Annotated in this window: 25 protein-coding genes; 16 read left to right on the top strand and 9 right to left on the bottom strand. The window is 65.8% G+C overall.

Annotated elements, in window-relative coordinates:
* Positions 1-2 precede the first annotated feature (2 nt).
* The 5 genes from O6W96_RS14490 to gyrB all read left to right on the top strand — a co-directional run bounded on the left by O6W96_RS14490 (position 3) and on the right by gyrB (position 6,849).
* The gene (locus tag O6W96_RS14490; protein WP_353470227.1) at positions 3-245 is read left to right on the top strand and encodes a ribbon-helix-helix domain-containing protein; all 243 of its coding nucleotides are present in this window, start codon (positions 3-5) and stop codon (positions 243-245) included.
* Positions 246-319: 74 nt separating this feature from the next.
* Positions 320-2,806, top strand: coding sequence for a TonB-dependent receptor (locus O6W96_RS14485; RefSeq protein WP_353470226.1), 2,487 nt, complete (start codon positions 320-322; stop codon positions 2,804-2,806).
* 4 nt (positions 2,807-2,810) lie between these two features.
* Entirely contained in the window at positions 2,811-3,557 is a 747-nt protein-coding gene (locus tag O6W96_RS14480) for a tetratricopeptide repeat protein (RefSeq protein ID WP_353470225.1), read from the top strand.
* Positions 3,551-4,234 (top strand): Fe2+-dependent dioxygenase, encoded by a 684-nt coding sequence (locus tag O6W96_RS14475; protein WP_353470224.1) that lies wholly within the window; start codon positions 3,551-3,553, stop codon positions 4,232-4,234. Before O6W96_RS14480 ends, O6W96_RS14475 begins: the two co-directional genes overlap by 7 nt.
* 83 nt (positions 4,235-4,317) lie before the next feature.
* Positions 4,318-6,849 carry a DNA topoisomerase (ATP-hydrolyzing) subunit B gene (gene gyrB / locus O6W96_RS14470; protein WP_353470223.1) on the top strand — a complete coding sequence of 844 codons (2,532 nt, stop codon included), beginning with the start codon at positions 4,318-4,320 and terminating at the stop codon, positions 6,847-6,849.
* A 10-nt stretch (positions 6,850-6,859) separates the two neighbouring features.
* On the opposite strand, the gene O6W96_RS14465 is transcribed toward gyrB, so the two are convergent.
* The gene (locus tag O6W96_RS14465) at positions 6,860-7,447 is read right to left on the bottom strand and encodes an alpha-ketoglutarate-dependent dioxygenase AlkB (protein WP_353470222.1); all 588 of its coding nucleotides are present in this window, start codon (positions 7,445-7,447) and stop codon (positions 6,860-6,862) included.
* Between the two features lie 103 nt (positions 7,448-7,550).
* Between O6W96_RS14465 and O6W96_RS14460 the strand changes: the two genes are divergently transcribed.
* Positions 7,551-8,198, top strand: coding sequence for a DsbA family oxidoreductase (locus O6W96_RS14460; RefSeq protein WP_353470221.1), 648 nt, complete (start codon positions 7,551-7,553; stop codon positions 8,196-8,198).
* 145 nt (positions 8,199-8,343) lie between these two features.
* Here O6W96_RS14460 and O6W96_RS14455 read toward each other — a convergent pair whose 3' ends face one another.
* Together O6W96_RS14455 and O6W96_RS14450 are read right to left on the bottom strand one after the other, a co-directional pair.
* On the bottom strand, positions 8,344-8,469 hold the full coding sequence (locus tag O6W96_RS14455; RefSeq protein WP_259457500.1) for a hypothetical protein: 126 nt from the start codon (positions 8,467-8,469) through the stop codon (positions 8,344-8,346).
* 66 nt (positions 8,470-8,535) lie between these two features.
* Positions 8,536-8,868, bottom strand: coding sequence for a DUF1810 family protein (locus O6W96_RS14450; protein WP_353470220.1), 333 nt, complete (start codon positions 8,866-8,868; stop codon positions 8,536-8,538).
* A 176-nt stretch (positions 8,869-9,044) separates the two neighbouring features.
* On the opposite strand from O6W96_RS14450, the gene O6W96_RS14445 reads away from it, so the two are divergent.
* Both O6W96_RS14445 and O6W96_RS14440 read left to right on the top strand, forming a co-directional pair.
* Positions 9,045-9,554 (top strand): hypothetical protein, encoded by a 510-nt coding sequence (locus O6W96_RS14445; protein ID WP_353470219.1) that lies wholly within the window; start codon positions 9,045-9,047, stop codon positions 9,552-9,554.
* A 3-nt stretch (positions 9,555-9,557) separates the two neighbouring features.
* A complete protein-coding gene (locus O6W96_RS14440) occupies positions 9,558-10,199 on the top strand; it encodes a YbhB/YbcL family Raf kinase inhibitor-like protein (RefSeq protein WP_353470218.1) in 642 nt (213 codons plus the stop codon).
* A 27-nt stretch (positions 10,200-10,226) separates the two neighbouring features.
* On the opposite strand, the gene O6W96_RS14435 is transcribed toward O6W96_RS14440, so the two are convergent.
* The 3 genes from O6W96_RS14435 to O6W96_RS14425 all read right to left on the bottom strand — a co-directional run bounded on the left by O6W96_RS14435 (position 10,227) and on the right by O6W96_RS14425 (position 12,321).
* Positions 10,227-10,361 (bottom strand): hypothetical protein, encoded by a 135-nt coding sequence (locus O6W96_RS14435; RefSeq protein WP_353470216.1) that lies wholly within the window; start codon positions 10,359-10,361, stop codon positions 10,227-10,229.
* A 283-nt stretch (positions 10,362-10,644) separates the two neighbouring features.
* Positions 10,645-11,595 carry a GGDEF domain-containing protein gene (locus O6W96_RS14430; protein ID WP_353470215.1) on the bottom strand — a complete coding sequence of 317 codons (951 nt, stop codon included), beginning with the start codon at positions 11,593-11,595 and terminating at the stop codon, positions 10,645-10,647.
* A gap of 189 nt (positions 11,596-11,784) precedes the next feature.
* Positions 11,785-12,321, bottom strand: coding sequence for a peroxiredoxin (locus O6W96_RS14425; RefSeq protein ID WP_353470214.1), 537 nt, complete (start codon positions 12,319-12,321; stop codon positions 11,785-11,787).
* Between the two features lie 90 nt (positions 12,322-12,411).
* Here O6W96_RS14425 and O6W96_RS14420 point away from each other — a divergent pair, with 90 nt between their 5' ends.
* Positions 12,412-13,251, top strand: coding sequence for an inositol monophosphatase family protein (locus O6W96_RS14420; protein WP_353470213.1), 840 nt, complete (start codon positions 12,412-12,414; stop codon positions 13,249-13,251).
* A 211-nt stretch (positions 13,252-13,462) separates the two neighbouring features.
* Here the strand turns inward: O6W96_RS14420 and O6W96_RS14415 are convergent, their stop codons facing one another.
* Entirely contained in the window at positions 13,463-15,598 is a 2,136-nt protein-coding gene (locus O6W96_RS14415) for an AsmA family protein (RefSeq protein WP_353470212.1), read from the bottom strand.
* A 168-nt stretch (positions 15,599-15,766) separates the two neighbouring features.
* On the opposite strand from O6W96_RS14415, the gene rpmI reads away from it, so the two are divergent.
* The 7 genes from rpmI to O6W96_RS14380 all read left to right on the top strand — a co-directional run bounded on the left by rpmI (position 15,767) and on the right by O6W96_RS14380 (position 23,536).
* Positions 15,767-15,970 (top strand): 50S ribosomal protein L35, encoded by a 204-nt coding sequence (rpmI, locus tag O6W96_RS14410; RefSeq protein ID WP_031395289.1) that lies wholly within the window; start codon positions 15,767-15,769, stop codon positions 15,968-15,970.
* Positions 15,971-15,989: 19 nt separating this feature from the next.
* Positions 15,990-16,355, top strand: a complete 366-nt coding sequence (gene rplT, locus O6W96_RS14405; protein ID WP_056054375.1) for a 50S ribosomal protein L20 — start codon at positions 15,990-15,992, stop codon at positions 16,353-16,355.
* A 216-nt stretch (positions 16,356-16,571) separates the two neighbouring features.
* Positions 16,572-16,910 carry a GIY-YIG nuclease family protein gene (locus O6W96_RS14400; RefSeq protein ID WP_353470211.1) on the top strand — a complete coding sequence of 113 codons (339 nt, stop codon included), beginning with the start codon at positions 16,572-16,574 and terminating at the stop codon, positions 16,908-16,910.
* A 33-nt stretch (positions 16,911-16,943) separates the two neighbouring features.
* The gene (gene pheS / locus O6W96_RS14395) at positions 16,944-18,038 is read left to right on the top strand and encodes a phenylalanine--tRNA ligase subunit alpha (RefSeq protein ID WP_435372229.1); all 1,095 of its coding nucleotides are present in this window, start codon (positions 16,944-16,946) and stop codon (positions 18,036-18,038) included.
* On the top strand, positions 18,035-20,449 hold the full coding sequence (gene pheT, locus O6W96_RS14390; RefSeq protein ID WP_353470209.1) for a phenylalanine--tRNA ligase subunit beta: 2,415 nt from the start codon (positions 18,035-18,037) through the stop codon (positions 20,447-20,449). The genes pheS and pheT overlap by 4 nt, the downstream gene beginning before the upstream one ends.
* A 284-nt stretch (positions 20,450-20,733) precedes the next feature.
* Positions 20,734-21,618: an aldose 1-epimerase family protein gene (locus O6W96_RS14385; RefSeq protein ID WP_353470208.1), complete on the top strand. Its 885-nt coding sequence runs from the start codon at positions 20,734-20,736 to the stop codon at positions 21,616-21,618.
* A gap of 349 nt (positions 21,619-21,967) precedes the next feature.
* Positions 21,968-23,536, top strand: coding sequence for a peptide chain release factor 3 (locus tag O6W96_RS14380; protein WP_353470207.1), 1,569 nt, complete (start codon positions 21,968-21,970; stop codon positions 23,534-23,536).
* A 50-nt stretch (positions 23,537-23,586) separates the two neighbouring features.
* Here O6W96_RS14380 and O6W96_RS14375 read toward each other — a convergent pair whose 3' ends face one another.
* Entirely contained in the window at positions 23,587-24,717 is a 1,131-nt protein-coding gene (locus tag O6W96_RS14375; RefSeq protein ID WP_353470206.1) for an alpha/beta hydrolase, read from the bottom strand.
* Positions 24,718-24,850: 133 nt separating this feature from the next.
* Positions 24,851-26,197 carry an amidohydrolase family protein gene (locus O6W96_RS14370; RefSeq protein WP_353470205.1) on the bottom strand — a complete coding sequence of 449 codons (1,347 nt, stop codon included), beginning with the start codon at positions 26,195-26,197 and terminating at the stop codon, positions 24,851-24,853.
* Positions 26,198-26,227: the final 30 nt, after the last annotated feature.

The raw sequence follows: 26,227 nt of genomic DNA, 5'->3' as shown, positions 1-26,227 counted from the left end.
CTGTGATCGAAGCGCCAGCTGGCGGATTCCACGGACCGGTCAAGCGCTCGATCACGATTGCCGGCCATCAGACTTCGATCAGCCTCGAGCCCGTCTTCTGGCAGGCGCTCGAGGCCGTTGCTGTGCGGCTTTCCCTGCCGTTGTCCGCACTCGTCGCCGAAATAGACGCGATCCGCATCGTTGCGGACGATCCACCAAACCTTGCTAGCGCGTTGAGAACATGGCTGTTCGATAATCCAGGTTGAGAATTACTCGCATTAGCGTTGACAGTGCGAACGACTCTCAATAGCGAGCCCCTCAAGAACAAAGGGGTTTGTCTATGTCGCTACCTTCGCCGCGCGCATCTTTGCCGCGTTCGTCCACCGTGCCGGCCTTTCTCGCTTTGTCGTGCGTCGGCGCGTTCGCGACCGCGCCGGCCTATGCCGCGGATGCCGACAAGTCCGCCGCGCCGGTGACCGATGCGCAGCAGCGCGAGGAGATCCTCGTCAATGGGCAGCGCCTGCATGAAGAAGGCCCCAAGCAGGTCGCGCCGCTGGTCAACACGCCGCGTTCGGTGATCGTGCTGCCGAAGGAAGTGATCGAGCAGACCGGATCGAACAGCCTCGCCGATGCGCTGCGCATTGTGCCGGGCATCACGTTCGGTGCGGCCGAGGGCGGCAATCCGATCGGCGACCGCCCCTTCATCCGCGGCTTTGACAGCCAAGGCAGCATCTATGTCGACGGAGTCCGCGATCTCGCCGCGCAGACGCGCGAAGTGTTTGCGGTCGACTCGGTCCAGATTGTCCGCGGCTCGGATTCGACGCTGGGGGGGCGCGGCTCGGCGGGCGGTACGATCAACATTCTGTCGCGACTGCCGCAGCTCGATAATTTCGGATCGCTCGGCGCCAGCTATGGCGAGGCAGACTACAAGCGCATCACCGGCGACGTGAACCTCAAGGTCTCCGATACCGCCGCGTTTCGGATCGAGGGGATGTGGCACGATCAGGACGTCGCCGGCCGCGATGCGATCTGGTCGAAGCGCTGGGGCATCGCGCCGTCGTTCGCGATCGGGCTCGGCACGCCGACCCGGCTGACCGCCAGTTTCTATCATATGGAGAGCAGCGAATTGCCCGACAGCGGCATTCCGTATCTCTACACGATCGCCAACCATCCGGGCACCGGCAACGTCACGACCCAGCCTGCACTCGGCACTGTGACGACCGCCAGCGGCCAGACCGGCTACGTCTCGCGGAAGAACTTCTACGGCCTGGCGGCGCGCGACTTCCGCGATGCGACAACCAACCAGGCGACGATCCGCGTCGAGCATGATTTCGGCGGCATCACGCTGCGCAATACCGCACGCTACACGCACAGCGACCAGAGCTATATCTTCACGCTGCCCGACGACAGCCAAGGTAATGTCTATGGCACGACCGCGACCGCAACGAGTGGGGTCAATCCGATTACCGGCGGTACGAAGGTGACGGGCGGCGGCTATGTCTGGACGCGTGGCAACACGCGCTACGGCTATAGCGAAAGCATCGTCGACCAGACCGATCTGTACGGCAAGTTCAATACCGGGGGGATCGAGCACAGCTTCTCGCTGGGTACCGAGATCTCGTGGGAGAAGACGCGACGCGGTACGTTCGTGTCGGCTAACGGATCGACGATCAGCCCGCGCTGCGACACGGTCACGATCGCGCGTTCCTATTGCGTGAGCCTGTTCAACCCGAACCCGTATGCGCCGTGGGTCAATTACACGAGCGACACGTCGACCACTGCGACGCCGATCGTGAAGGGCGCGACCTCGACCGAGACGCAGAACGACGCGAATACCAAGGCGGTCTACGCGTTCGATTCGATCACGCTGATGCCGGCGCTGATCTTGAATCTCGGCGCACGCTACGACCGGTTCCAGTCGACCGTCATCCTGCCCGGCGCCCAGCAGACGCGGATCAAGCGCGTCGACAATTTGTTCAACTGGCAGGCAGGCCTCGTGTTCAAGCCGACGTCGGAGACCAGCCTGTATGCGAGTTATGCAACCGCCGCGACGCCGCCCAACAGCCTGCTCGGCGAAGGCCGCGAGGACAATGCGATCACCGCTGCCGTGCTCAACCTGCTGCGCCCGCAAAAGACCAAGTCGTACGAGATCGGTGCGAAGGCGAGCCTGTTCGGCGAGAAGCTCCGGCTCGGCGCGGCGGTGTTCCAGACCGATATCGCCAACGCGCGCGTGCTCGACGACAATAACACCGCGTCGTTCATCGGCGAGACGCGGATCCGTGGCGTCGAGTTCAACGTTAGCGGGACGATCTTGCCAGGCTGGACTGTGTTCGGTGGCTTCACGCATCTCGATCCGAAGATCATCGACGGTGGCTTCACGACGCTGACCGCCGCTGCGCTTCCCGGTCTCCAGCCGGCGCGGACGATCGGCGTGGTCTCGGTCAACACCGGCAAGCAGGTGCCGCAGACTGCGAAGAACAGTTTCACCGCGACGACCAACGTCAACGTGACGAAGCGGCTGCAGATCGGTGGCACGGCGCTGTACATGGACGAGCAGATCGGTGGCTATGCCGACAACCGCACCGCGACGCAGAATGCTGCGGGCGTGGTCACCGTCAACGCCGCGACCAAGGTGCTGACGCGCAGCATCCCCGATTACTGGCGCTTCGATGCGCGCGCGAGCTACAAGCTGACCGACAATGTCGACCTCAGCGTCAACGCGCAGAACGTGACCAACAAGACCTATTTCTCGCAGACCTTCACCAGCCACTACGCCGCGATCGCTGCGGGCCGGACGATCTTCGGCACAGTGAACCTGCGGTTCTGAGGATATGACGGCGATCGATACGCTTACGCCCGACGCCATCGCCGCGCGCCTCTCCGGAAGTCCGGAAGAGCGCGCGGCGTTCGTGCGCGAGGCGGCGGACGCGGGCGTTGCCGAGGCGCAGGCGGTATTTGGGCAGATGTTGCTTGACGGCACCGCTGTTGCCGCGGACCAACAAGCGGCGCTCGGCTGGTTCATGAAGGCGGCGGCGCAGCATCACGTGATGGCGCTCAACATGGTCGGGCGCTGTTACGATCTCGGCTGGGGCACGGCGGTCGACAAGACACGTGCGGCCGAATGTTACCGGATCGCAGGCGAGCGCGGGCTCGACTGGGCAATGTATAACTACGCGACGCTACTCGCGCTGGGCGACGGTGTTGCCGAGGACAAGCCGGCGGCGCTGGCGTTGCTGGAGAAGGTTGCGGCGATGGACTCGGGGCTCGCCAGTGCAAAGGCGATCAATTTCGTCGGCAGCTTCGCGGAGGACGGCTGGGCTTGCGAGCGCGATCTGACGCGTGCCGCGGCATGCTATGCAAGTGCTGCCGAAGGCGGCGATTTCCGTGGCTGCTTCAATCACGCACGGATGCTCGGCGGGGCGGGGGAGATCGAGATGGCGTTGGCGTGGCTGAAACAGGCGGGCGCACGGGGCAACGCAGCGTTCCTTGCCAAGGCCGAAGCGTGGCTGGCAGCGAGCGATATCGCGGCGTTCCGGACGTCTGGCGTGGCGGCATTGCGTGAGGGGGCAGCATGCTGATTGTCATTCCGGACGTGCTCGATGTGACGGACGTGACGCGGGTACGAAGCATCATCGACGCTGCCGAGTGGATCGACGGCAACGCCACGTCGGGGCCGCAAAGCGCGCTCGCCAAGCGGAACGAGCAACTGCCCGAGGACTCGGCCGCCGCGCGCGAGGCTGGCGGGATGGTTCTCGACGCACTCGCGCAGTCGGCATTGTTCGTCGCCGCGGCACTCCCGCTGAAGGTGTTTCCGCCGCTGTTTAACCGCTACGCCGGCGGACAGGATTTCGGGCTGCACGTCGACAACGCGATCCGGATGAAGCGCGGCACCGACTTTCGCATCCGCAGCGATTTGTCGGCAACCTTGTTCCTCGATGATCCGGCAACGTACGACGGCGGCGAACTGGTGATCGAGGATCAGTTCGGCCCGCAGTCGGTCAAGTTGCCCGCCGGGCATATGGTGCTCTACCCCGCCTCTAGCTTGCACCGGGTGACGCCAGTCACGCGCGGCGTGCGCATCGCGTCGTTCTTCTGGCTGCAGTCGATGGTACGCGACGACGGGGCACGACGCATCCTGTTCGATCTCGACCAGGGCGTGCAGGCGGTCGCGGCCACGCAAGGGCAGGGCGATCCGGCAACGGTGCGGCTGACTGGCGTGTACCATAACCTGCTGCGCCGCTGGGCCGACGTCTGACGTTCGCTTCGCTCTACCCGTACCCCACCACGGCACAGGCCATTTCGCTTCCGTTTCGGCCTCCGGATGCCTATATACTCGGCATGGCATCCAACCCCGAAACCAACAATCCCAACCTTCCGAACATGGGCGACTATGGCGCGGACTCGATCAAGGTCCTGAAGGGCCTCGACGCGGTCCGCAAACGCCCTGGCATGTACATCGGCGACACCGACGACGGGTCCGGCCTTCACCACATGGTGTTCGAGGTCAGCGACAACGCGATCGACGAGGCGCTGGCGGGGCATTGCGACCGGATCGACATCGTCCTCAACGCCGACGGATCGGTCTCCGTCACCGACAACGGTCGCGGCATCCCGACCGGCATCCACACCGAGGAAGGCGTGTCCGCAGCCGAGGTCATCATGACCCAGCTCCACGCCGGCGGTAAGTTCGAGAACACCTCGGACGAGAACGCGTACAAGGTCTCGGGCGGCCTGCACGGCGTCGGCGTCTCGGTTGTCAACGCGCTCAGCGAATGGCTCGACCTGACGATCTGGCGCAACGGCGAGGAGCATTACATGCGCTTCGCGTTCGGCGACGCGGTCGCGCCGTTGAAGGTCGTCGGCCCCGCCACCGAAGGCCAGAAGGGCACGCGCGTCACCTTCTTCCCGTCGCCCGCCACCTTCAAGATCACCGATTTCGACTTCGACAAGCTCGAACACCGGTATCGCGAACTGGCGTTCCTCAACTCGGGCGTCCGCCTGTTCCTCTCCGACGCGCGGCACGAGGAGATGAAGACCGTCGAGCTCTATTACGAGGGCGGGATCGCCGCGTTCGTGAAGTATCTCGATCGCGCCAAGCTGCCGTTGATGCCCGAGCCGGTCGCGATCAGCGGCACGCGCGACGACGTCACGATGGACGTCGCGCTCCAGTGGAACGACTCGTATTACGAAAACGTCCTCGCCTTCACGAACAACATACCCCAGCGCGACGGCGGCACGCACATGGCCGCATTCCGCGCCGCGCTGACCCGTACGCTCAACAACTACGCCGAGAAATCGGGGCTGTTGAAGAAGGAAAAGGTCCAGCTCACCGGCGAGGACATGCGCGAAGGCCTGACCGCGATCGTCTCGGTCAAGCTGCCCGATCCGAAGTTCAGCAGCCAGACCAAGGACAAGCTCGTCTCGTCCGAAGTCCGTCAGCCGCTGGAAAGCCTGATGGCAGACAAGATGGCCGAGTGGCTCGAAGAGAACCCCGCGCACGGAAAAGCGATCGTCGCCAAGATCATCGACGCCGCCGCCGCTCGCGAAGCTGCCAAGCGTGCGCGTGAACTGACGCGTCGCAAGGGCGTGATGGATATCGCCTCGCTGCCCGGCAAGCTGGCCGACTGCCAGGAACGCGATCCCGCCAAGTCCGAGTTGTTCCTGGTCGAGGGTGACTCGGCAGGCGGCTCGGCAAAGCAGGGCCGTGATCGCCATTTCCAGGCGATCCTCCCGTTGCGCGGCAAGATCCTGAACACCGAGCGCGCCCGCGAGGACCGGATGCTGTCGAGCCGCGAGATCGGCACGCTCATCACCGCGATGGGCACCGGCATCCGCGACGATTTCAACGCGGACAAGCTGCGCTACCACAAGATCGTCATCATGACCGACGCAGACGTCGACGGCGCGCACATCCGTACGCTGCTGCTGACGCTGTTCTATCGCCACATGCCCAAGATCATCGAGGGCGGGTACCTCTACATCGCCCAGCCGCCGCTCTACAAAGCGACCAAGGGCCGGTCCGAGGTGTACCTCAAGGACGACGCGGCGCTCGACGAATATCTGGTCGATGCGGGCGTCAACACGATGGTGCTCGACGGTCCCGGCGGCGGCCGTTCGGGGCGCGACCTGAAGGATCTGGTCGATCACGCGCGCCGGATGCGGACGCTGATGCGCTACGTCCCCAAGCGCTATGACGCCGGGATGATCGAGGCACTCGCGCTCGGCGGCGTGTTCGATCCGGAAGCGTCGGTCGAGGACCGCACCTCGCGTCTGGAGATCGTCACCCGTCGTCTGGAACTCGATGACGGCGATGCCCGCTGGACCGCGGTGCTGACCGAGGACGGCGGCATCCACTTCCAGCGCGCATGGCGCGGCGTCACCGATCACCACATCATCGAGGCCAGCTTCCTGGTGTCGGCCGAAGCGCGCAAGCTCCACGCGCTGTCGGGCGAACATGCTGAGAGCTATGCGCAGACGTCGAACCTCGTCCCGGCCAGCAAGGCCTCGCAGGCCGAAGAACCCGAGGCCGAGGAAGGTGCGGAGGCCGGTGCCGGCGTGATCGGCTCGGTCACCGCTGTCGCCGCACGCGGCTCGACGCAGGTCTCGCGCCCGAGCCACCTGCTCGACGCGATCCTCACCGCGGGTCGGAAAGGTCTCGCGATCCAGCGCTACAAGGGGCTCGGCGAGATGAACGCCGAACAGCTCTGGGAAACCACGCTCGACCCGTCGGTCCGCTCGATGCTCCGCGTCACCGCGGTCAACGCCGAGAGCGCGAACGAGATCTTCACTCAGCTGATGGGCGAAGTCGTCGAACCTCGCCGCGAGTTCATCCAGGACAACGCGCTCAACGTCGCCAACCTCGACGTCTGAACCGCCACCGTCAGCGCCGGTCCTGCCGTGCGCTGGCGGTGAAGCTGCGGAAGGTGATCGACCAGCGCGTCACGTCCATCTCGGCGATGCTGTGCTCCCAGTCATGCCGCGCCTCGCCGCTGAGATGATAAACGGAGCGCGACGGCAAGGGCACGGCAACGCGGTCGAAACCACCCGGCCTGCGTCGCCGGAACCGCATCGTCGCCGGCACACCGAGCGAAATGCCGACGACATGCTCGAACACCGGCCGATCGCGATGCCAGCCGATCCCGGCGCCCGGATCGTACCGGATCAGCAGTGCCTGGACGAGGGCATCTTCGGGCAGCTTCGCGAACACGGCGGCGCGCTGGCGGATCGGTAGCAGCCAGTCGGGCAACGGATCGGTCTCGCCAAACCGGCTCGTGTCGAAATCATAATGCCAGCCGAACGATCGGGTCAGCCGCTTACCCAGCCAACCCTGGAACTGGAACGGCGCCAGTTGCTGTTCGTCGATCCGCGCGATCAGCGCTTCCTCCTCGTCACGGCTGACCAGCGCGTCGCGATACGAGAGTCCCGGCAGGATCGGCGTGCCAAAAAGGTCTGCGGTCGGGTTCGTCATCGACGGCATGTAGGAACGTGCGCCGCCATGGCCAGCCGATAGCCCCGCGGTTGCCGATCCGATCGCCGCAATCTACCGCGGGGGGCTTATGCCGGAGACTGACATGACCGCCCATCTCAAGATCGATTTCGTGTCGGACATCGCCTGTCCATGGTGCATCATCGGCCTGCGCGCGTTGGAGGAGGCCCTGGCCCGCGCGGCGGACGCGCTCGATGCGGAGATCGTCTTCCAGCCGTTCGAACTCAATCCGGCGATGCCGGCAGGCGGCCAGAATATCGGCGAGCATATCGCGGAAAAATACGGTTCGACCCGCGAGCAGTCGGCCGCGAACCGCGCGATGATCGTGGACCGCGCGCGCGAACTCGGCTTCACGATGACGATGACTGACGCGAGCCGGATCTACAACACGTTCGACGCGCACCGCCTGTTGCACTGGGCGCAGATCGAAGGGGGGCAGGCGGCGCTCAAGCACGCGCTGTTCACCGCGAATTTCACCGACAATGCCGACCCCGGCGATCACCGTGTCCTGATCGATGCCGCGACACAGGCCGGGCTCGATCCGGTCGCCGCCGCCGAGGTGCTCCGATCGGGACGCTATGCCGACGAGGTCCGCGCGGCGGAGGCGCTCTGGCGCGCCCGCGGGATCAACGCGGTGCCGGCGATCGTGATCAACGACCGGCATCTGATCTCGGGCGGTCAACCGGTCGAGGTCTTCGAACAGGCGCTACGCCAGATCGCCGCGGCCGGCTGAGCCGGTCCGCCTGATCCTGAGGTTGGGCGGACGGGGGTCCGCTCACTCTCGCGCCAACCGCGCCCCGCCGATCGGCCCGAGCAACGGGGGCGACCCCGTCGTTGCCCGGTGAAGGATCGCACCGGGCGACACCCGGTCCGACGGCTCAGTTCAGCGTCGTCATCTCGACGGGCTTGCCCTTGGTGGTCGGGTTGGACGCGTTCGCCTTGGGTGCCTTTTCGGCCTTGGGCTTGCGGACTTCCTTGCTGGATTTCTTCTGGCTCTTCGCCATCACGGCACCTCATGGGGCGGAAGGCCCCGCGGTTACCCTACACGCGTTGCCGGCAATGCCCCCATCTTATCGATTCGGCCTCCGACCCAGCAGGTCGAGGGTCGCAGGATCCTCCGCGCCGCCGAAAAACCGATCCAGCGCCGCGCGGAACGGCGCCGAATCGTCCGCCACCGTCGCGAACAGCGTCATCGACGAACGCAGCTTCACCGCGTCGATCCCGCCCAGGATCGCTTCCGCCGACCCTCGCGCCGCTGTTACCGCCGCAGTCGCCTCGATCAACCGCGCGCTCAGCACTGGATGCGCCAGATACGCCCGCGCCTCGCCCGCATCCGCAATCGCATAGGTCCGCGCCATCGCGCTCTGCCCGAGCCCGGCGATCTGCGGAAACACGAACCACATCCAGTGACTGCGTTCGCCCCGGCGCGCAGTTCGGCGAGCGCATGCAGATACACGCCGTCCTGCGCGGCGACGAAGCGGTCGAGATCATGATCCATAGGCTCGAAATGGTCGCACATCGGCTCGACGCAACCCCGACATGCGTCGATACGTTGATCCACTAACGAAGAGGATGGCACATGAAGACGATGATGGCGATCGCACTGCTCGCGCTGCCCCTGCTGACTGGGTGCGGCAAGAAGGACGATCCGACCGACACGCTCGCCGCGAGCAACTACACCCCGCCGCAGACGCGTGCACCGACGCCGATCCCTGGACAGGCGCAGACCACGCCGATCACCGCGTATGTCGGCAAATACCCGCACGACGCGGTCGGCGGCGTCGACTTCTACGATCGTACCGATGTCGCGTCCGGACTCGTCACGGTGGTCGGCGACGCGAAACTGCGCGAGACTATCCGCGGCCGCACCGGTCCCGAGACACCGGTGTTCAAGCTCGGCAAGCGTGTCGCGGCCTGGGGCTGCGAACAGCATAATTGCGGCGATCACAACTGGACCGTGATCGTCGATCCCACGCACGGCAAGACCCAGGTCTGCTATCACGACGCAGCGAGGATGGGCGCGAAAAGCGACTGGTACGACGGCGCCGCGCCCGCTCGCCGGTCTGAAACCTGCCCTTCGGAAGGATAAGCCATGCTCGAACACATCCCCGCCTGGCTCGGCCATGCGATGAGTGGCTTGCGCGCCGGCGCCGACAAGTTGGCGATCGTCCAGCTCGGTGAGGATTTCGAAACGCTCGACCTGACCAGCCCGGCGTTCCCGCATGAGGCGCGCCTGCCGCCACGGTTCACCGCGGATGGCGAGGGGGTATCGCCGCCGCTCGTCTGGAGCGAGCCACCGGTCGGGACGGAGCGCATGGTCCTGATCGTCGAGGACGCCGATGCGCCGACTCCACAACCTTTGGTCCATGCGATCGTCTGGGGCCTCGAGGCCGACGCTGGTCGGCTTGAGGAGGGCGCGATCGTTGCGGATGGCGCCGCGACCGGTCTCGTTGCTGAAGGGGGCGATGTCGCAGGGCGCGACGTCGGGCGCAACTCGTACCTTCGCGAGGGATGGCTGCCACCTGATCCACCCAGTGGGCATGGCGAGCACCGCTACGCGTTCCAGCTGTTCGCGATCGGTGCGGGGGCAGGGGATGCCGGTGCTACCCCTGGGCGCTCGGCGGTGATCGACGCCATTACCGGCCATGTGCTGGCGGCGGGGCTGCTGATCGGGACATATTCGCGTGAAGAGGAGGCACCGAACGGACCCGTCGGGATTGGCGCGCCTGCCTGAACCTCGCCTCGGTTCAGGCGTCGGAGTTCAGGCCAGTATCGCGCTGGCGCGCGTGACGATCAGGAGGATGGTGGCGAGAAAGGCGGCGAGACCGATGAGAACGCTGCGACCCATGATGGCTTCCCGGAGATGAGGTTGGATGCCGGCATTGGGCGCCGGCATCAAGCGATCGGAATGATCGGGGTAGCGGCGCTGACGGCCATCGCTGCGAAGAACACTGCGCCGACGAACGAGAGGGCGATACGCTGGGCGGTTTCAAAACGGAACGACATGGGAATTTCCTTCGATTGGTGGGTGTCGGACCATCCGACTCCCGGTATCGAATGCTCTGCATGGCGCGTGCCAGTTCGTTAACGTTCTGATATCGTTCGACTTTTGTATTTCGACGCTGCGCAGTTGGTAAAGCGCACCATATCTCAGCGGTGAATCACGCCAATCTCTGGGTTCAGCCGGCGCAGACCCGATCGCGGCCCGCCGCCTTGGCCGTGTACAGCAGCCGATCTGCGCGCGAGAAGGCGGTCTCGGCGGTCTCGGCGAGGTGGATCGCGGTGATGCCGGCCGAAAAGGTGACGACGCCCAACGACGTGTCCGTGTCGCGGTTACGAAAGCGCTTGGCGGCCACGACGGACCGTACCGAGTCGAGCAGGTCCGCCGCCTCGCTCAGGTTCAGTCCGCTGAGTAACACCGCGAACTCCTCGCCGCCGTGGCGGACGACCAGATGCGGCGCACATTCGGCCGCCATCGCCTGTCCGATCGCGGTCAGCACGCGATCCCCGACACCGTGGCCGTGAACGTCGTTGACGTGCTTGAAACGATCGATGTCGCATACCGCGAGGCAATACGGCCCGGCGTCCAGATCGCGCGCGGCAAACGCCTCCTCGAACGCGCGTCGGTTGGGGAGCCCGGTCAGCACGTCACGCCGCGCGCTATCCAGCGCATCGACCAACTTGGCGCGCAACGTGTCTGCCTCGGTGGTCGCCTCGGCCAGCCTGACCTCGCTGTCGCGGATGCGCGCGATCATCGTGCTCGTGATGCGCGTGATCTCGTCGAGTTCCGCCAACTGGGTTATCGCCGCCGCGCTTTGCGCCAGATCGCGGCCGAAGCCACGCGTTTCGTCCTGCATCGTCCGCATGATCTGCGCGAACCCGTCGACCTGCTGCCGGGTCTCGGCGACCAGCGCGACGGCGGTATCGATCTCGGTATCCGATTCGGAACTGGTCTGCTGCGAGCGAACCGGCAGACCGCCCTCGACGACGCGCCCGCCGAGTCGTTCGATGTCGCGCCGGGTCAGACGGACGCCGTTTTCGGTCAGCCTTGCAACGGTTTGAGCGAGCGGCTGGTCGGGCGCCGACAATATGGCAAACGCGAAATCATAGTGTGCGGGATAAGGCCCCAAGCCCTGGGCGTCGAGAAACCGGCCGATTCGATCGAATAGCGAGTCGCCCCGCTCTGGCCTTGAAGCCGATATCTCCGCTCGCGCGTCCCGCATGTTACCCTCCGCGTCCTCCATAAAGAGAATAGACCCGAAAACCTTATCATACAGTCACCAAACCGGCAGGGATTTGCCGGTTTGGTGGTGGGGCGATTATTTACCCGTCAGTTTCTGAACCGCGGCGAGCGTCGTCGCGACATGCTCGGCAGGATTCATGTCGTCATGGACGAACGCGATGCGGCCGTCCTTGGCGATGACGTAGCTGGTGCGCTTGGTGATATCGCGACCCGCCATCTGCTTGCCGAGCGCGACGTCGTAGCCCTTGACGACGGCCGGTCCGGCGCTCGCGACCGCGAACTTGCCCGCGCACTTCTCGGCCGAGAACTTGCTGAGCGTCTCGACATTGTCGGCGGACATGCCGATCACCGTGCCGCCGGCCTTGGTGAACGCCGGGATGGCTTCCGCAAACGCGTGCGCCTCGGCGTTGCAGCCGCCGGTGTACGCCGCCGGGAAGAAGTAGAGCACGACCGGGCCCTTCTTCAGCTGCTCGGCGAGGTGGACGGTGAACACCTTGCCGGCGATCGCGCCGCGCGTGGTGAAGTCGGGCGCCTTTGCACCGGGCGCGAGCGCGGCAAAGGCCGGCGTGGCGGCAAGCAGGGCGGCGGCGGCGAGGGTCGAGGCAAGGCGCATGGATGATACTCCGTTTAGATCGCAAGGACCTACGCCGCCGTGATCGATCCGTCCATTGCCCGTGACGCTCGCGCTCGATAGGCTGGAACTATGCCAGTAACTCAAGCCGATATCGATCTCGCGCACCGCCTCGCGGATGCTGCGGGCCACGTCATCCGACCCTATTTCCGCCACGAGCACGGCGTCGAGATCAAGGACGACCAGTCCCCTGTCACCCGCGCCGACCGCGAGGCCGAATCAGCGATGCGCCGGTTGCTCGACGCCGAGCGCTCGGGCGACGGCATCGTCGGCGAGGAGTTTGGCGAGAAGCCGGGCGTCACCAATCGCAAATGGGTGCTCGATCCGATCGATGGCACGCGCAGCTTTACCGTCGGCCGTGCGATCTTCGGCACGCTGATCGCCTTGGTCGAGGATGGCTGGCCGGTGCTCGGGATCATCGACCAGCCGATCCAGCGCGAACGCTGGGTCGGTGTCGCAGGGCGTCCAACGACGCTCAACGGCGTCCCGGTCCGCACCCGCACCTGCCGCGAACTGGCGGGCTCGACGATCGCCACCACCAGCCCGCATTTGTTCGACGAGATCGACGTCCCGCATTATTTGGCGCTGGTTGCGGCGATCTCGGGTGGCAACCCGCGGCAGGGACCGGTCTATGGCGGCGACTGCTACAATTACGGCCTGCTCGCGAGCGGCCATCTCGACGTCGTCTGTGAGTCAGGCCTCAAGCTCTACGACTTCGCCGCTTTGGTGCCGGTAGTCGAAGGCGCCGGCGGCCGCATGTGCGACTGGAACGGCGACCCGCTGACGGCGGACAGCGAGGGGCACGTGTTGGCGATCGGCGACCCCGCGCGAATGGACGACGTGCTCGAAGCGATGCACCGCTTGCAGGATGATGGGCATGCCCATGAAGGGCACGACGGCCACGACCACTAAGAAAGATTCCCCTCCCGAATCGGGGAGAAGGAGGCATCGCAAAGCGCAACGCCCCCACGTCATCACCCCCCAATCCCTCATCCCGGCGGACGCCGGGACCCACGGATACGCAACACCAGCCGTCTACGTGCGCCCCACCATCAGCACCGGCGCCCGCCTGACCTAAGGATACGCGGAGTAGGGACGGGGCAGCAAATCCCGCCCCGCGCCCTCAGAAGATCCCGAGAAACTTCTTCCGCTGCCCCTTCTTCTCCGCGTCCGACGTCTTCCCATCCTCGGCCTTGGCCGTCGTCCCATGCCCCACGTCATCGCGCGGCTGGCCCTTGGTGGTCCGCTGTGCCGCAGCATTAGCCCCCGCCAGCACCGGACCACACGCGGTAGACTTCGCATCGCCGACATCGACGAACGCAAGAATCCCAGCGACCGGCGTCGCCACCAGCGCCAGCCCGAGCCCGCTGCCGACCCGCGCAAGCAAATCTTTCGAAATCACGTTCAGCTTCGGTGCCGCGAACATGCCGCCGACCCCAACCGGCGATTGCCCGGCAAACAAACTGAACTTCTTCGAATCCGCCCGAAACGCCAGGTCCACCGCCTCATTCCGGAAGCTGAACCCACCGCGCCCGACGATCACGTTCTTGCGCGTATCGATCAAAATTGGGTCCGCCGCCGCCACGCCACCGCGCACGGTGAAGCCGATCAGCCCGCAATTCATCTGCACCGGCTCGTCGAGCTTCCCCTGAAACATTCGCTGCGCAAACGTGCCGATATCGAGCTCGGCCAACTGAACGTTGCGCACCGACAATGCTCCGGACGGCAGCACGAACGCGATTCTCCCGCGCGACGACGCCAATGAATCGTGGATCGAATCGCCGCGTCCCTCCAGCTTGATCCGACCCTTGATAGTGCCTGTCGTCCCGGCTTCGGTCACGCCATAGCCCTTGAGCAGCCGACCCAGTGGCGTCGGCGCAAGGCGAATATCGTAGGACACCGCGCTCGGCCGCGCGCGCGTATCGAAGATGTTGTCCGATGCGACGTTGCCGCGCGCCATCGAGAAGGTCAGCGGCGACAGCGCGAGGCGCCCGCGTTCCAAATCAAGCGTCAGGTCGACGTTGGAGATCGGCAGGTTGCGCGACTTCACCGTGCCGATCGTCCATTTCAGGTCGGCATCGAAGATCTGCATCGTCGCGACCGGCAGGTTCCCGTCAGGCAATAGACGCTGGGGTGCGGCGCCCGTCGCCGCTGCCGCCGCGACAGCCCCCTTCGATTCGACGATGTCGGGATTGAAACCGATGAACGGCGCGGCATCGATGATGTCGAGGCTTTTGGTGGTGAGCACCGAATCGAGGTGGATGCGCTCGCCGTTGACGATCGTCAGCTTGCCCGCGAGATCGGTATTGCCGGCCACACCGCGCAGATGCGTGAAGGCGTATTCGTCGCCCTGCTTGATCAGCTGCGCGCGCAGTTTGTAGGTCCGCGTGTTCGGGATCGCGACGTCGATCACGCCCAGCAGCGTCGACAGGTTTGCGCCGCGAGCAGTGACGGCGAGCGGCACGTTCTCGACATCGGCGATGCTCGGCAGCGTGCCTGCGACGTCGATGATGTTCCCCCCCGCCCGCGCCCGCGCGACCAGCTTGTTCTGCCCGCGATTGGCGGTTGCATCGGGTGACAGCAACTGCGCCGTCACCGTGAACGGCGTCTCGCGCAGGCGCCCCTTGCCCGTCAGCCCGACCGCGCGCCCGATCGTCGCATCGACCGAGCGGATGTCGGCGACCTTGAGGTCCGCCAGCACGCGCATCCGCGGATCGAGATACCGCACCGTCGTGCCGGTCACCGTGGCGACGTCGATCCGCGGGAACTCGAGCGGCTTGCCGCCCTTCTTCTCGCTGAACGTCCAGGTGTTCGCCGAGTGTGCGGCATTCCATTCCAGGTCGACCGCGCCGTTGACCAGATCGAGCCAGTACAGCCGCCGCTTGCCGAAGAGCAGCGACAGCGGCGCGATCCGCGTGTCGAGTTTGTCCGCCTGGAACAGATTGGGCTTGCTCGCCCAGTCGGGGTTCGAGAGCGTGAAGTTCTCCGCGTACAGCTTGATGCGGAACGGCGCGAAATAGAGCTGGAAATCGCCGCGCACGGTCAGCGTTCGGTGCGTGAGCGACCCGACGACGCGCTCGAACGGATGCTTCAGAAAGCGCCCCTTGGTGATGTACAGCACCAGCCAGATCGCGACGATGACCGCGACGATCCCGAGCAGGATGTTCCGCAGTATCCGCCGCTTGCGACGTTTTTGCGCATCGACCGGCGCAGGGGCCGGGGGAGGGGTCTCGATCGGCTGCGTCGGGCTGTCGTCCATGCTTGGCCTATCGCACGACGCGCGCGTCAGTTCCACAACGGTTGATATGCCGCATTAATGCGTCTATGCGGCCCGCTTCCTCGAAGGGAACGCGTTCTACGAATCGCCCGGCCAGTGTGGGCTGCCGCGGCGATTTCAGCGTCCTCCTTCGTAACCGAAAGGATAAAAATGCCCAAGCTGAAGACCAAGAGCGGCGTCAAGAAACGCTTCAAGCTCACCGCCACCGGCCTACTCAAGCACGGCGTCGCCGGCAAGCGTCACCGTCTGGCGCATCACAACGGCAAGTACATCCGTCAGAACCGCGGCACCAAGCTGCTGTCGAAGGCCGATACCGCAGCAGTGAAGGCCTGGGCGCCTTACGGCCTGCGTTGAGCTGAGAAGGAATTAGACAATGGCACGCGTAAAACGGGGTGTTACCACCCGCGCCAAGCACAAGCGTATTTTGGTTCAGGCGAAGGGCTATTATGGCCGTCGCAAGAACACCATCCGCATCGCCCGTCAGGCCGTCGAGAAGGCCGGACAGTACGCTTACCGCGACCGCAAGGTTAAGAAGCGCACGTTCCGTGGCCTCTGGATCCAGCGCATCAACGCCGGCGTCCGCGCCGAGGGTCTGACGTATTCGCAGTTCATGCACGGCGTGAAGCTTGCAGGGATCGAACTCGACCGGAAGGTCCTGGCCGACATCGCCATGCACGAGGGCGCTGCATTCAGCGCTATCGTCGCCCAGGTGAAGGCGGCTCTCCCCCAGGCCGCGTAATCCGCGACCGAGGTGAGTTTCGGAAGGGCGTCGGTGGGAGACCACCGGCGTCCTTTCTGCGTTTGGGGCGGAGCACTGCGCGCCCCCAAACCGTCATTCCCGCGAAGGCGGGAACCCATAAACTCCGAACCGTTGTGATTACCCCAAACGTCAGCCAGTATGGGTCCCCGCATCCGCGGGGATGACTAAGCCGGGAATGGCGGGTGAGGATAGCGGATGGACTGGCAGCCCTGCGTCTACATCCTCGCCAGCGGTCGGCACGGCACGCTCTATATCGGCGTAACGTCGAACCTGCTCGGTCGCATCCACCAGCACCGCGAAGGCTTGATCAAGGGCTTCACCTCCCGCTACGGCATCCATCGGCTGGTGCACTACGAAATCGCCGATACGATGGAAGCGGCGATCACGCGCGAGAAGCAGCTGAAGAAGTGGAACCGCGACTGGAAGCTGCGGCTGATCGAAGAGGGCAATCTCGATTGGGACGATCTGGCGATCGGTCTCGGATTTCCTCCGCTCCAGCAGCCCCATGAGCACGGGGATGACGAACGAAGTTAGGATGGCGAAAACGTGACCGAAGACCTGAACCAGATGCGCGACCACATGCTGACGGCGATCGCTGCCGCATCCGGCCTCGACGCGCTCGACGCGTGCCGGGTCGAGGCGCTCGGCAAGCAGGGCACGATCACCGCGCTGCTGAAGACGCTCGGCAAGATGACTCCGGAAGAACGCCTCGTGCAGGGCCCGCAGATCCAGGGCCTCCGCGAAGCCGTCGCCAACGGCATCGCCGAGCGCAAGGCCACGCTCGAACGCGCCGCACTCGACGCGCGCCTCGCCAGCGAAACGCTCGACATGACGCTCCCTGCGGACGCGACGCCCGCCGGCACGATCCACCCGGTCAGCCAGGTCATGGACGAACTCGCCGAAATCTTCGCCGACCTGGGCTTCGCGGTCGCGACCGGTCCCGAGATCGAGACCGACTGGCATAATTTCACCGCGCTCAACATCCCCGAGACGCACCCCGCGCGCGCGATGCACGATACCTTTTACCTCCAGCAGGGGATCGACGCGAAGACCGCCGGCACCGCCGACGAGAAGACGACCTTTTCGCTCCTCCGCACGCACACGTCGCCGGTCCAGATCCGCACGATGTTGTCACAGAAGCCGCCGATCCGCATCATCGCCCCCGGCCGCACCTACCGCTCGGACTCCGACGCCACGCACACGCCGATGTTCCACCAGGTCGAGGGCCTCGTGATCGACAAGGGCATCACGCTCGGCCATCTGAAGTGGACGCTCGAGACGTTCGTGAAGGCGTTCTTCGAGCGTAACGACATCGTCCTTCGCCTGCGCCCCAGCTACTTCCCGTTCACCGAGCCTTCGGTCGAGATCGACGTCGGCTACACGCTGGTGAAGGGCAAGCGCGTCGTCGGCGGCGCCGAACCCGATGGCTGGCTCGAGATCCTCGGATCGGGCATGGTCCACCGCAAAGTCATCGAAGCGTGCGGGCTCGACCCCGACGAATGGCAGGGGTTCGCGTTCGGTTGCGGGATCGACCGCCTCGCCATGCTCAAATACGGCATGGACGACCTCCGCCCGTTCTTCGACGGCGATATCCGCTGGCTCAGGCATTACGGCTTTTCGAGCCTCGACGTCCCCACCTTGTCCGGCGGAGTCGGCGCATGAAGTTCACCCTTAGCTGGCTCAAGCAGCACCTCGAAACCACTGCGACCCTCGACCAGATCGTCGAGGCGCTGACCCGCATCGGCCTCGAAGTCGAAGGCGTCGAGAACCCCGGCGAGAAGCTCGCCGCGTTCAAGATCGCCAAGGTGCTCAGCGCCGAACGCCATCCGCAAGCGGACAAGCTCCAGATCCTGTCGGTCGACGCCGGTAACGGCCCGCTGCAAGTCGTCTGCGGCGCCCCCAACGCGCGCGCCGGCCTGGTCGGCGTGTTCGGCGCGCCGGGTGCCTACGTCCCCGGCCTCGACTTCACGCTGAAGCTCGCCAGCATTCGCGGCGTCGAATCCAACGGCATGATGTGCTCGACGCGCGAGCTGGAACTCGGCGAGGATCACGACGGCATCATCGAACTGCCCGCGGACGCCCCGATCGGCACGCCGTACCCGGACTATGCCGGCCTGACCGACCCGGTCATCGACGTCGCGATCACACCCAACCGCCAGGACTGCATGGGCGTCCGCGGCATCGCGCGAGACCTCGCCGCCGCCGGCCTCGGCACGCTTACACCGCTGACGTTCGACGCGTTCAAGAGCGAGGGCGCAGGCCCGGACGTCCGCGCCGACGACACCGCTGGCTGCCCCGCGTTCTTCGCCCAGACCGTCACCGGCGTGACCAACGGCGACTCCCCCGAGTGGATGCGCCGCGGCCTGCTCGCGATCGGCCAGAAGCCGATCTCCGCGCTCGTCGACATCACCAACTATCTGATGATCGACCTCGGCCGCCCGTTGCACGTCTACGACCGCGCGAAGCTCTCCGGCGGCCTCGTCGCGCGGAAGGCCAAGGACGGCGAGCAGGTCGTCGCGCTCAACGGCAAGACCTACACGCTCGACGCAACCATGACCGTCATCGCCGACGACACCGCTGTGCACGATATCGGCGGCATCATGGGCGGCGAACATTCGGGCGTCTCGGCCGACACCACCGACGTGCTGATCGAATGCGCCTATTTCGATCCCGACCACATCGCGCGCACCGGGCAGAAGCTGACGCTCACCTCCGACGCGCGGAGCCGCTTCGAACGCGGCGTCGACCCGGCCTTCCTCGAGGACGGCCTAGCGATCGCCACCGCGCTCGTGCTCCACATCTGCGGCGGCACTGCCAGCGACGTCACCCGCTCGGGCGAACCCCCGCTCGAACCGCGCGTGATCCACTACGATCCGCGCTTGAGCGCGGACCTCGGTGGCCTCCACGTCGCCCCCGAACGCCAGGCGCGGACATTGTTGTCGCTCGGCTTCACGATCGGCGCGATCAAGTCGGCCGACGCGTTCAGCGACGCGCTGTTCTCGACGATCGAGGGCAAATGGCCGGTCACGATCCCGAGCTGGCGGCGCGACGTCGACGGCCCCGCCGACCTTGTCGAGGAAGTCGTCCGCATCGAGGGCATCGACAATATCCCCTCGACGCCGCTTCCCCGCATGCCCGGCGTCGCCAAGCCGACCGCCACGCCCGAGCAGAAGCTCGAACGTCGCGCGCGCCGCGCCGCCGCCGCCCGAGGGCTCGACGAGGCGGTAACGTGGAGCTTCCTCTCCGAAGCCGAAGCAGCCCCCTTCGGCGGCGGTGCCTGGACGCTCGCCAACCCGATCAGCGAAGACCTGAAAGTCATGCGCCCGTCGCTGCTCCCCGGCCTGCTCGCAGCGACCGGCCGCAACCTCAAGCGCGGGGCACAGAGCGTCCGCCTGTTCGAGATCGGCCGCCGCTACCTCGCCGAAGCCGAGCGCGCGACTCTCGGCGTAGTCCTCGCCGGCGACCGCCGCCCCCGCGGTTGGCGCGATGGAAAAGCTGCGACCTTCGACGCGTATGACGCGAAGGCCGAAGCCTTGGCGCTTCTCGCGGCCTCGGGTGCGCCGGTCGACAACCTGCAAGTGATGGGTGAAGCCGGCGACGCATGGCACCCCGGCCAGTCGGGCACGCTTCGCCTCGGGCCGAAGACGGTGCTGGCGAGCTTCGGCATGCTCCATCCGTCGGTGCTGAAGGCGTTCGACCTCGACGGCGCGGTCGCCGCGGTAGAAGTCTACCTCGACGCGATCCCGCCCAAGCGTGCGTCTGGCTTCGCGCGTCCGGCCTACACGCCGCCGGCGCTGCAAGCCGTCCGCCGCGACTTCGCCTTCCTCGTGCCGGCGGCGCTCGCCACCGACACGCTGGTTCGCGCGGTCAAGGGCGCAGACAAGGTCGCGATCGTCTCGGTGCGCGTGTTCGACGTGTTCACCGGGGCAGGGGTGGAAGAGGGGCACAAGTCGGTCGCGGTCGAGATCGTCCTGCAACCGACCGCCAAGAGCTTCACCGACGAAGAGATCAAGGCGATCGCCGACAAGGTGGTAGCGGCCGCCGCAAAACAGGGCGCGAGCCTGCGCGTCTGAACATGCCCTCACCCTTCCCACGACCAAGCGGTCGCGGGCCCCTTCCCTCTCCCCGGAGGGGAGAGGGAGAGACGCCGAAGGCGGCGAGGGTGAGGGCACGCTCCATGCACCTTAGCCCCCCCCCAGCGAAGGCCGGGGCCCAAGTGGCAAGGCCAATGTAACGGACCGATGCGCGCAGTTCGCGACGTTTCCCAATTGGGCTCCAGCCTTCGCCGGGGTGGTGCGCGGATGGCATGGTGAGCGTTTTAAAGCCTCGTGCGTTTGAGGCTCACGGAAGGAATCCCATGACCGACCTGATCACGATCGCCAACGACCACCTCACTGCGCAGATCAACCCGCACGGTGCCGAGCTCACCCACCTCCACGACGCCGACGGCCGCGAACTGATGACCAACGCCGACCCGGCCTTCTGGACCGGTCACGCGCCGATCCTCTTCCCCGTCGTCGGTGTCGTCAACGAAGGCGTCATCCGCCTCGACGGCCAGGCCTACCCGATGCAGAAGCACGGTTTCGCGCGTCATTCGACGTTCGACGTCGTCGCGCAGTCGGAAACCTCCGCCACCTTCCGCCTCACCGACAGCGAGGAAACCCGGAAGGCCTACCCGTTCGCGTTCGCACTCGACATCGTCTTCACGTTGGACGGCGCGACGCTGACGCTCGAGGCGCACATCCACAACCGCACCGACGCGGCGATGCCGGCAAGCTTCGGCTTCCACCCCGCCTTCGCCTGGCCGCTGCCGTACGGCGAGCCCCGCGCAGACCACCGCATCACGTTCGACGCGGACGAACCCGGCAGGCTCAAGGCGATCAGCCCCGACGGCCAGATCGCCGTCGACGAGCGCCCCTCGCCGGTCGAGGACCGCGTCATCGCCCTGCGCGACGAGCTGTTCGCCAAGGATGCGCTGGTCTGGGACCCGATCCATTCCGACGCTGTCGCCTACGGCGCCACGACCGGCCCGCAGTTGCGGATCGCCTTCCCCGACACGCCCAAGCTCGGCATCTGGACCAAGCCCGGTGCGGCCTATGTCTGCGTCGAGCCGTGGCACGGGATCGCCGACCCCGAAGGTTATACCGGCGATTATCGTGACAAACCCGGCGTGTTCGAGATCCCCGCTGGCGGTACGAAGCGCATCGAAATGAGCGTGACGCTGGTGACTACCACCATTTGAATCAACTGCATCGGACCTCTGCGATCCTCCCCCGCCAGGGGGAGGTGGCTGGCGCTTGCCAGACGGAGGGGGAGGAAAGCGACCACAGCCGTTCCGTGTCCTCCCCCTCCGACGCTTCGCGCCACCTCCCCCTGGCGGGGGAGGATCGAACATCGGTCCCAACTCGAGGGGATGACCAATGGCTCCCCTCTGTCCTACACGCCCCGCATCTGCCAATAGCACGCGATGATCGCTGCATGCCGCCTCCTCCCGATCCCGCCGCGTCCTGCGCGGGAAGGGGATTGCGCGCGGCACGTAGCCTGAACTTCCTTACCTTCCGAGCCCAGACTCGGCGCACCGGACCCGTATCATGACTCAATTCCCCCGCCGCACCTTCGCGATCATCTCGCATCCCGACGCCGGCAAGACCACGCTGACCGAGAAGCTGCTGTATTTCGGCGGCGCGATCCATCTCGCCGGCGAAGTGAAGGCGCGCGGCCAGACCCGCCGCGCCCGCTCCGACTGGATGAAGATCGAGCAGCAGCGCGGGATCTCGGTGACGTCCTCGGTGATGACGTTCGAGCGCCAGGGAATCACCTTCAACCTGCTCGACACGCCGGGCCACGAGGACTTCTCCGAGGACACCTACCGCACGCTGACCGCGGTCGACTCGGCGGTCATGGTGATCGACGCCGCCAAGGGCATCGAACCGCAGACGCGGAAACTGTTCGAGGTCTGCCGCCTGCGCAACGTGCCGATCATCACCTTCGTCAACAAGGTCGACCGCGAGGGCCGCGATCCGTTCTCGCTGCTCGACGAGGTGGCCGAGATGCTCCAGCTCGACGTCTGCCCGATGAGCTGGCCGGTCGGCATGGGCGGCGAGTTCGAGGGCGTCTACGATCTCTACGCGAACACACTGAGCCGCCCCGAAGGCGACAGCCGCGAATTCATGGGCAAGGCGATCCCGTTCACCGGCATCGACGATCCCGAGCTCGCGAAGATCCTCAGTCCCGAAGCGATGGTCCGCCTGAACGACGAGGCCGAACTCGCGCAGGGCGGCTATTCGAGCTTCGACCCCGAGGCCTATCGCGCGGGCAATCTGACGCCGGTCTATTTCGGCTCGGCGCTGAAGGACTTTGGCGTTGCCGAACTGATCGCCGCTCTCGCCGACTACGCCCCGCCACCCCGCGCGCAGCCGGCCGAGCCCGCCCCCATCTCGCCCGACGAGCCCGAAGTCACCGGCTTCGTGTTCAAGGTGCAGGCGAACATGGACCCCAATCACCGCGACCGGATCGCGTTCATGCGGCTGTGCTCGGGCGTGTTCAAGCGCGGCATGAAGCTCACGCCGACAGGTCACGGCAAGCCGATCGCGGTCCACTCACCGATCCTGTTCTTCGCGCAGAACCGCGAGCTGGCGGACGAGGCCTTCCCCGGCGACATCATCGGCATTCCCAACCACGGCACGCTCCGGGTCGGCGACACGCTCAGCGAGAAGGCGGCGATCCGCTTCACCGGCCTGCCCAACTTCGCCCCCGAAATCCTGCGCCGCGTCGTGCTCAAGGACTTCACCAAGACCAAGCAGTTGCGCAAAGCTCTGGACGACATGGCCGAGGAGGGGGTCACGCAAGTGTTCTATCCCGACATCGGCTCGAACTGGATCATCGGCGTGGTCGGGCAACTACAGCTCGAAGTGCTGCTGTCGCGCCTCGACGCGGAATACAAGGTCGCCGCCGGGCTCGAACCCGCCCCCTACGAGACCGCGCGCTGGATCTCGGCGGAAGACCCGCTTGAGCTGAAAACCTTCGCCGAGATCAACCGCGGCGCAATGGCCAAGGACCGCGACGGCAACCCCGTCTTCCTCGCCAAGAGTGCCTGGGAAGTGAACTACATCGCCGAGCGCTATGCCAAGATCCGCTTTGCGGCGACGCGGGAACGGTAACTCCATCGGCATCATATCGGGGCGGCCAAGACCGCCCCGATGTTTCGTGATTACCGCTTAGGCTTAGCCGCAAACGCCGCCTTCAGCCGCGCGATCGCAAGCGTGTTGGCGTCCTGCGCACCGCGTACGACCATGCCCATGCCAAAGAATTCATGCGTGACACCTGGGAAGGTGCGCTGCTCGACCTTGTCGCCGGCCGTGCGCATTGCGGCCGCCAGCGTCTCGCCATCGGAACGCAGCGGATCGATCTGCGCGTTGATGATCGTCGTCGGCGGCAGGCCGCGCAGGTTCGCCTTCACTAGGTTCAGCCGGGGATCCTGCGCATCGGCGGGCGTGGTCTGGTAGTAATAGCCGAACCACTTCAGCATCGCGGCATTCAGCGGCTTTGCGTTGGCCGAGTCCATCCGCGACGGCAGCGTCATGCTGCTGTTCGCGATCGGGTAGACCGACACGATGTGCAGCGGCGTGGTCAGCCGATTGTCGCGCGCGTAGATGGCCGTCGCGACCGCCAGATTGCCACCGGCGCTCTCGCCTGCGACCGCGATCTTGCGTGGATCGCCACCCCAGCTTGCCGCGTTCTGCAGCGTCCAGCGATATGCGGCGGCTGCGTCGTCATGCTGTGCCGGGAACTTGAATTCCGGTGCATGGCGATACTCGACCGAGACGACGATCGCACCAAGCTGTTTGGCGAGCAAACGTGGTGCCGCGTCATAGGTGTCGACCGTCGCGATTACCCAGCCACCGCCGTGATAATATACGACCACCGGCAGGTTCTTCGCATTCGCCAGCGACGCGGGCTTGTAGATTCGCGCGAACTGGCTGGCGTCATTGCCATAGGACATATCACGCGTCGTCACCGTCGCATCCGGCGTTGCCGTCAGACCATGCTTGATCATGACCTGCTTGACGGCATCGGCAGGCGACGGCTGCGTCCGCGCCACCGCTGGCGTCAGCGTCTCTATCGGTTTGCCGCCCAGTGCCGCCAGTTGATCGAGCACGGTCTGCATGTCCGGCGCGGCTTTGGCAGGCTCCGTCGAGGCGACCGGCGCTACCGGCGGCGGTAACGCATCGGCCGAGCGTGCGGACTGCGCCGTCGCTTCGCTCGACAGCGCGATGCCTGAGGTTGTGACGAGAGCAGCGGTAGCAACCATCAGCAAAATGCGCGACGAACGAATGGCCATGTGATGCGGTATCCTGTTTCGAGTGCCCCCACTCGCCGCTTAGAACCTCAACGCGTCGCTTCCGTTCCCGCGATCCGATGTAACTGTCTCATACCGAACGTCTTTACGCGGGCCGAAACGAGTCTGTCAGCGGTTAAAACGGAGCGCGCTTCCCGGCGACCCAGGTCTCGACGATCTTGTCCGCATCACCGATCGATCGAACTGGATTTCCGTCGATCACGATCAGGTCCGCCCGCATCCCCGGAGCAAGGATACCACGGTCGCGAAGCGCCAGCAGAGCGGCTCCCTCAGACGTTGCGACGCGTACGGCCTGTACCGGCGTCAGTCCGGCCTGCACCATGAGCGCGAGTTCGCGGTGTTCGGCGATCCCCGGCACGCGCACCGCGCTCGCGCCGCTGTCGGTGCCGAACCCGATCTTCACACCGGCATCGTACAGCGTCTTCAGGTTGCGCAGGTTCATCGCGAGCGATTTCCGCGCGTCGGCCGTCTTGGGATCGGCGAGCACCTTGGCGCGCCATGCCGGATCGTCGATCTGGCGCGCGAGCGCAGGCGACAACGCAGCCCGCGCGAAGGGCGTCTGCGTCCACGAAGCACGATCCGCCCAGGCAAACGTCGCCTCGTCGAGTTGGAGTGTCGGAATGTACCAGATGCCCTTGGCCTTCAGCGTCGCGGCGAATGCGGGCGGCACCGGTTGGTCGCGGATACCGTGCGCGATGATATCCGCGCCCGCCGCGACGATCGCTTCCGCATCCTCAAGGTCGTGGATGTGCGCAGCCACGCGCAACCCGCGCGCATGTGCTTCGGCGATCACCGCACGGTAGATGGCCGGGCTCATCTTGACCGGTACGCTGCCGCCGAAATCGTCGAGCCACAGCTTTACGAGATCGGTCTTCTCGGCCGCCATCATCGCCACCGCCTTGCGCGCTTCGTCGGGCGTCGAGGGTCGGAAGAGCTGGTCGGCCCCGACCTTTAGCATCGCTTGCGGTGGCGCGCCGTTGGGAACGCCGATCCCCTGCATCACGCCGAACAGGTCCGCGCCGTCGATCCGTCCGGCATGCGCGTCGGCGCGTATCCCGACGAAGGCTGGGCCGTTATTGCCGAGCGCCGTCACTGTCGTCACGCCGTAGCGGCGATACTGGGCGAGCTGTGCGACGATGTTGGCGCGCGTATAGTTCTTTGCGCCCGTCTCTGTGCCGCTCACCTGGCCCACATGGCTGTGGTCCGAGACGAGGCCGGGCATCACGGTCCGCCCTCGATAGTCGCGCCGTTCCGCGCCTGCCGGCACCGCGACCTTGCCTGCCGCGACGATCTGTCCGTTCTCGATCACGATCGTGGCGTCTTCCACCGGAGCGCCACCGCGCCCGTCGATCAACCGGACACCGGTCAGCGCGATCGTCTGCGCGGTAGCGGATCCGGCGGTGAGGGCCGATGCCGCGAAGGCGATCGTGCAGAGGCGAGCGGAGATTGTGGTTCGGCGCACGATATGTCCTTCACGGAGAATGCGCCGATG

Source organism: Sphingomonas faeni, assembly GCF_040407495.1.
Classification (GTDB): Bacteria; Pseudomonadota; Alphaproteobacteria; order Sphingomonadales; family Sphingomonadaceae; genus Sphingomonas; species Sphingomonas faeni_D.
Note: the sequence above shows the minus strand (reverse complement) of the source record. Positions and strands in the feature narration are given on the sequence as shown.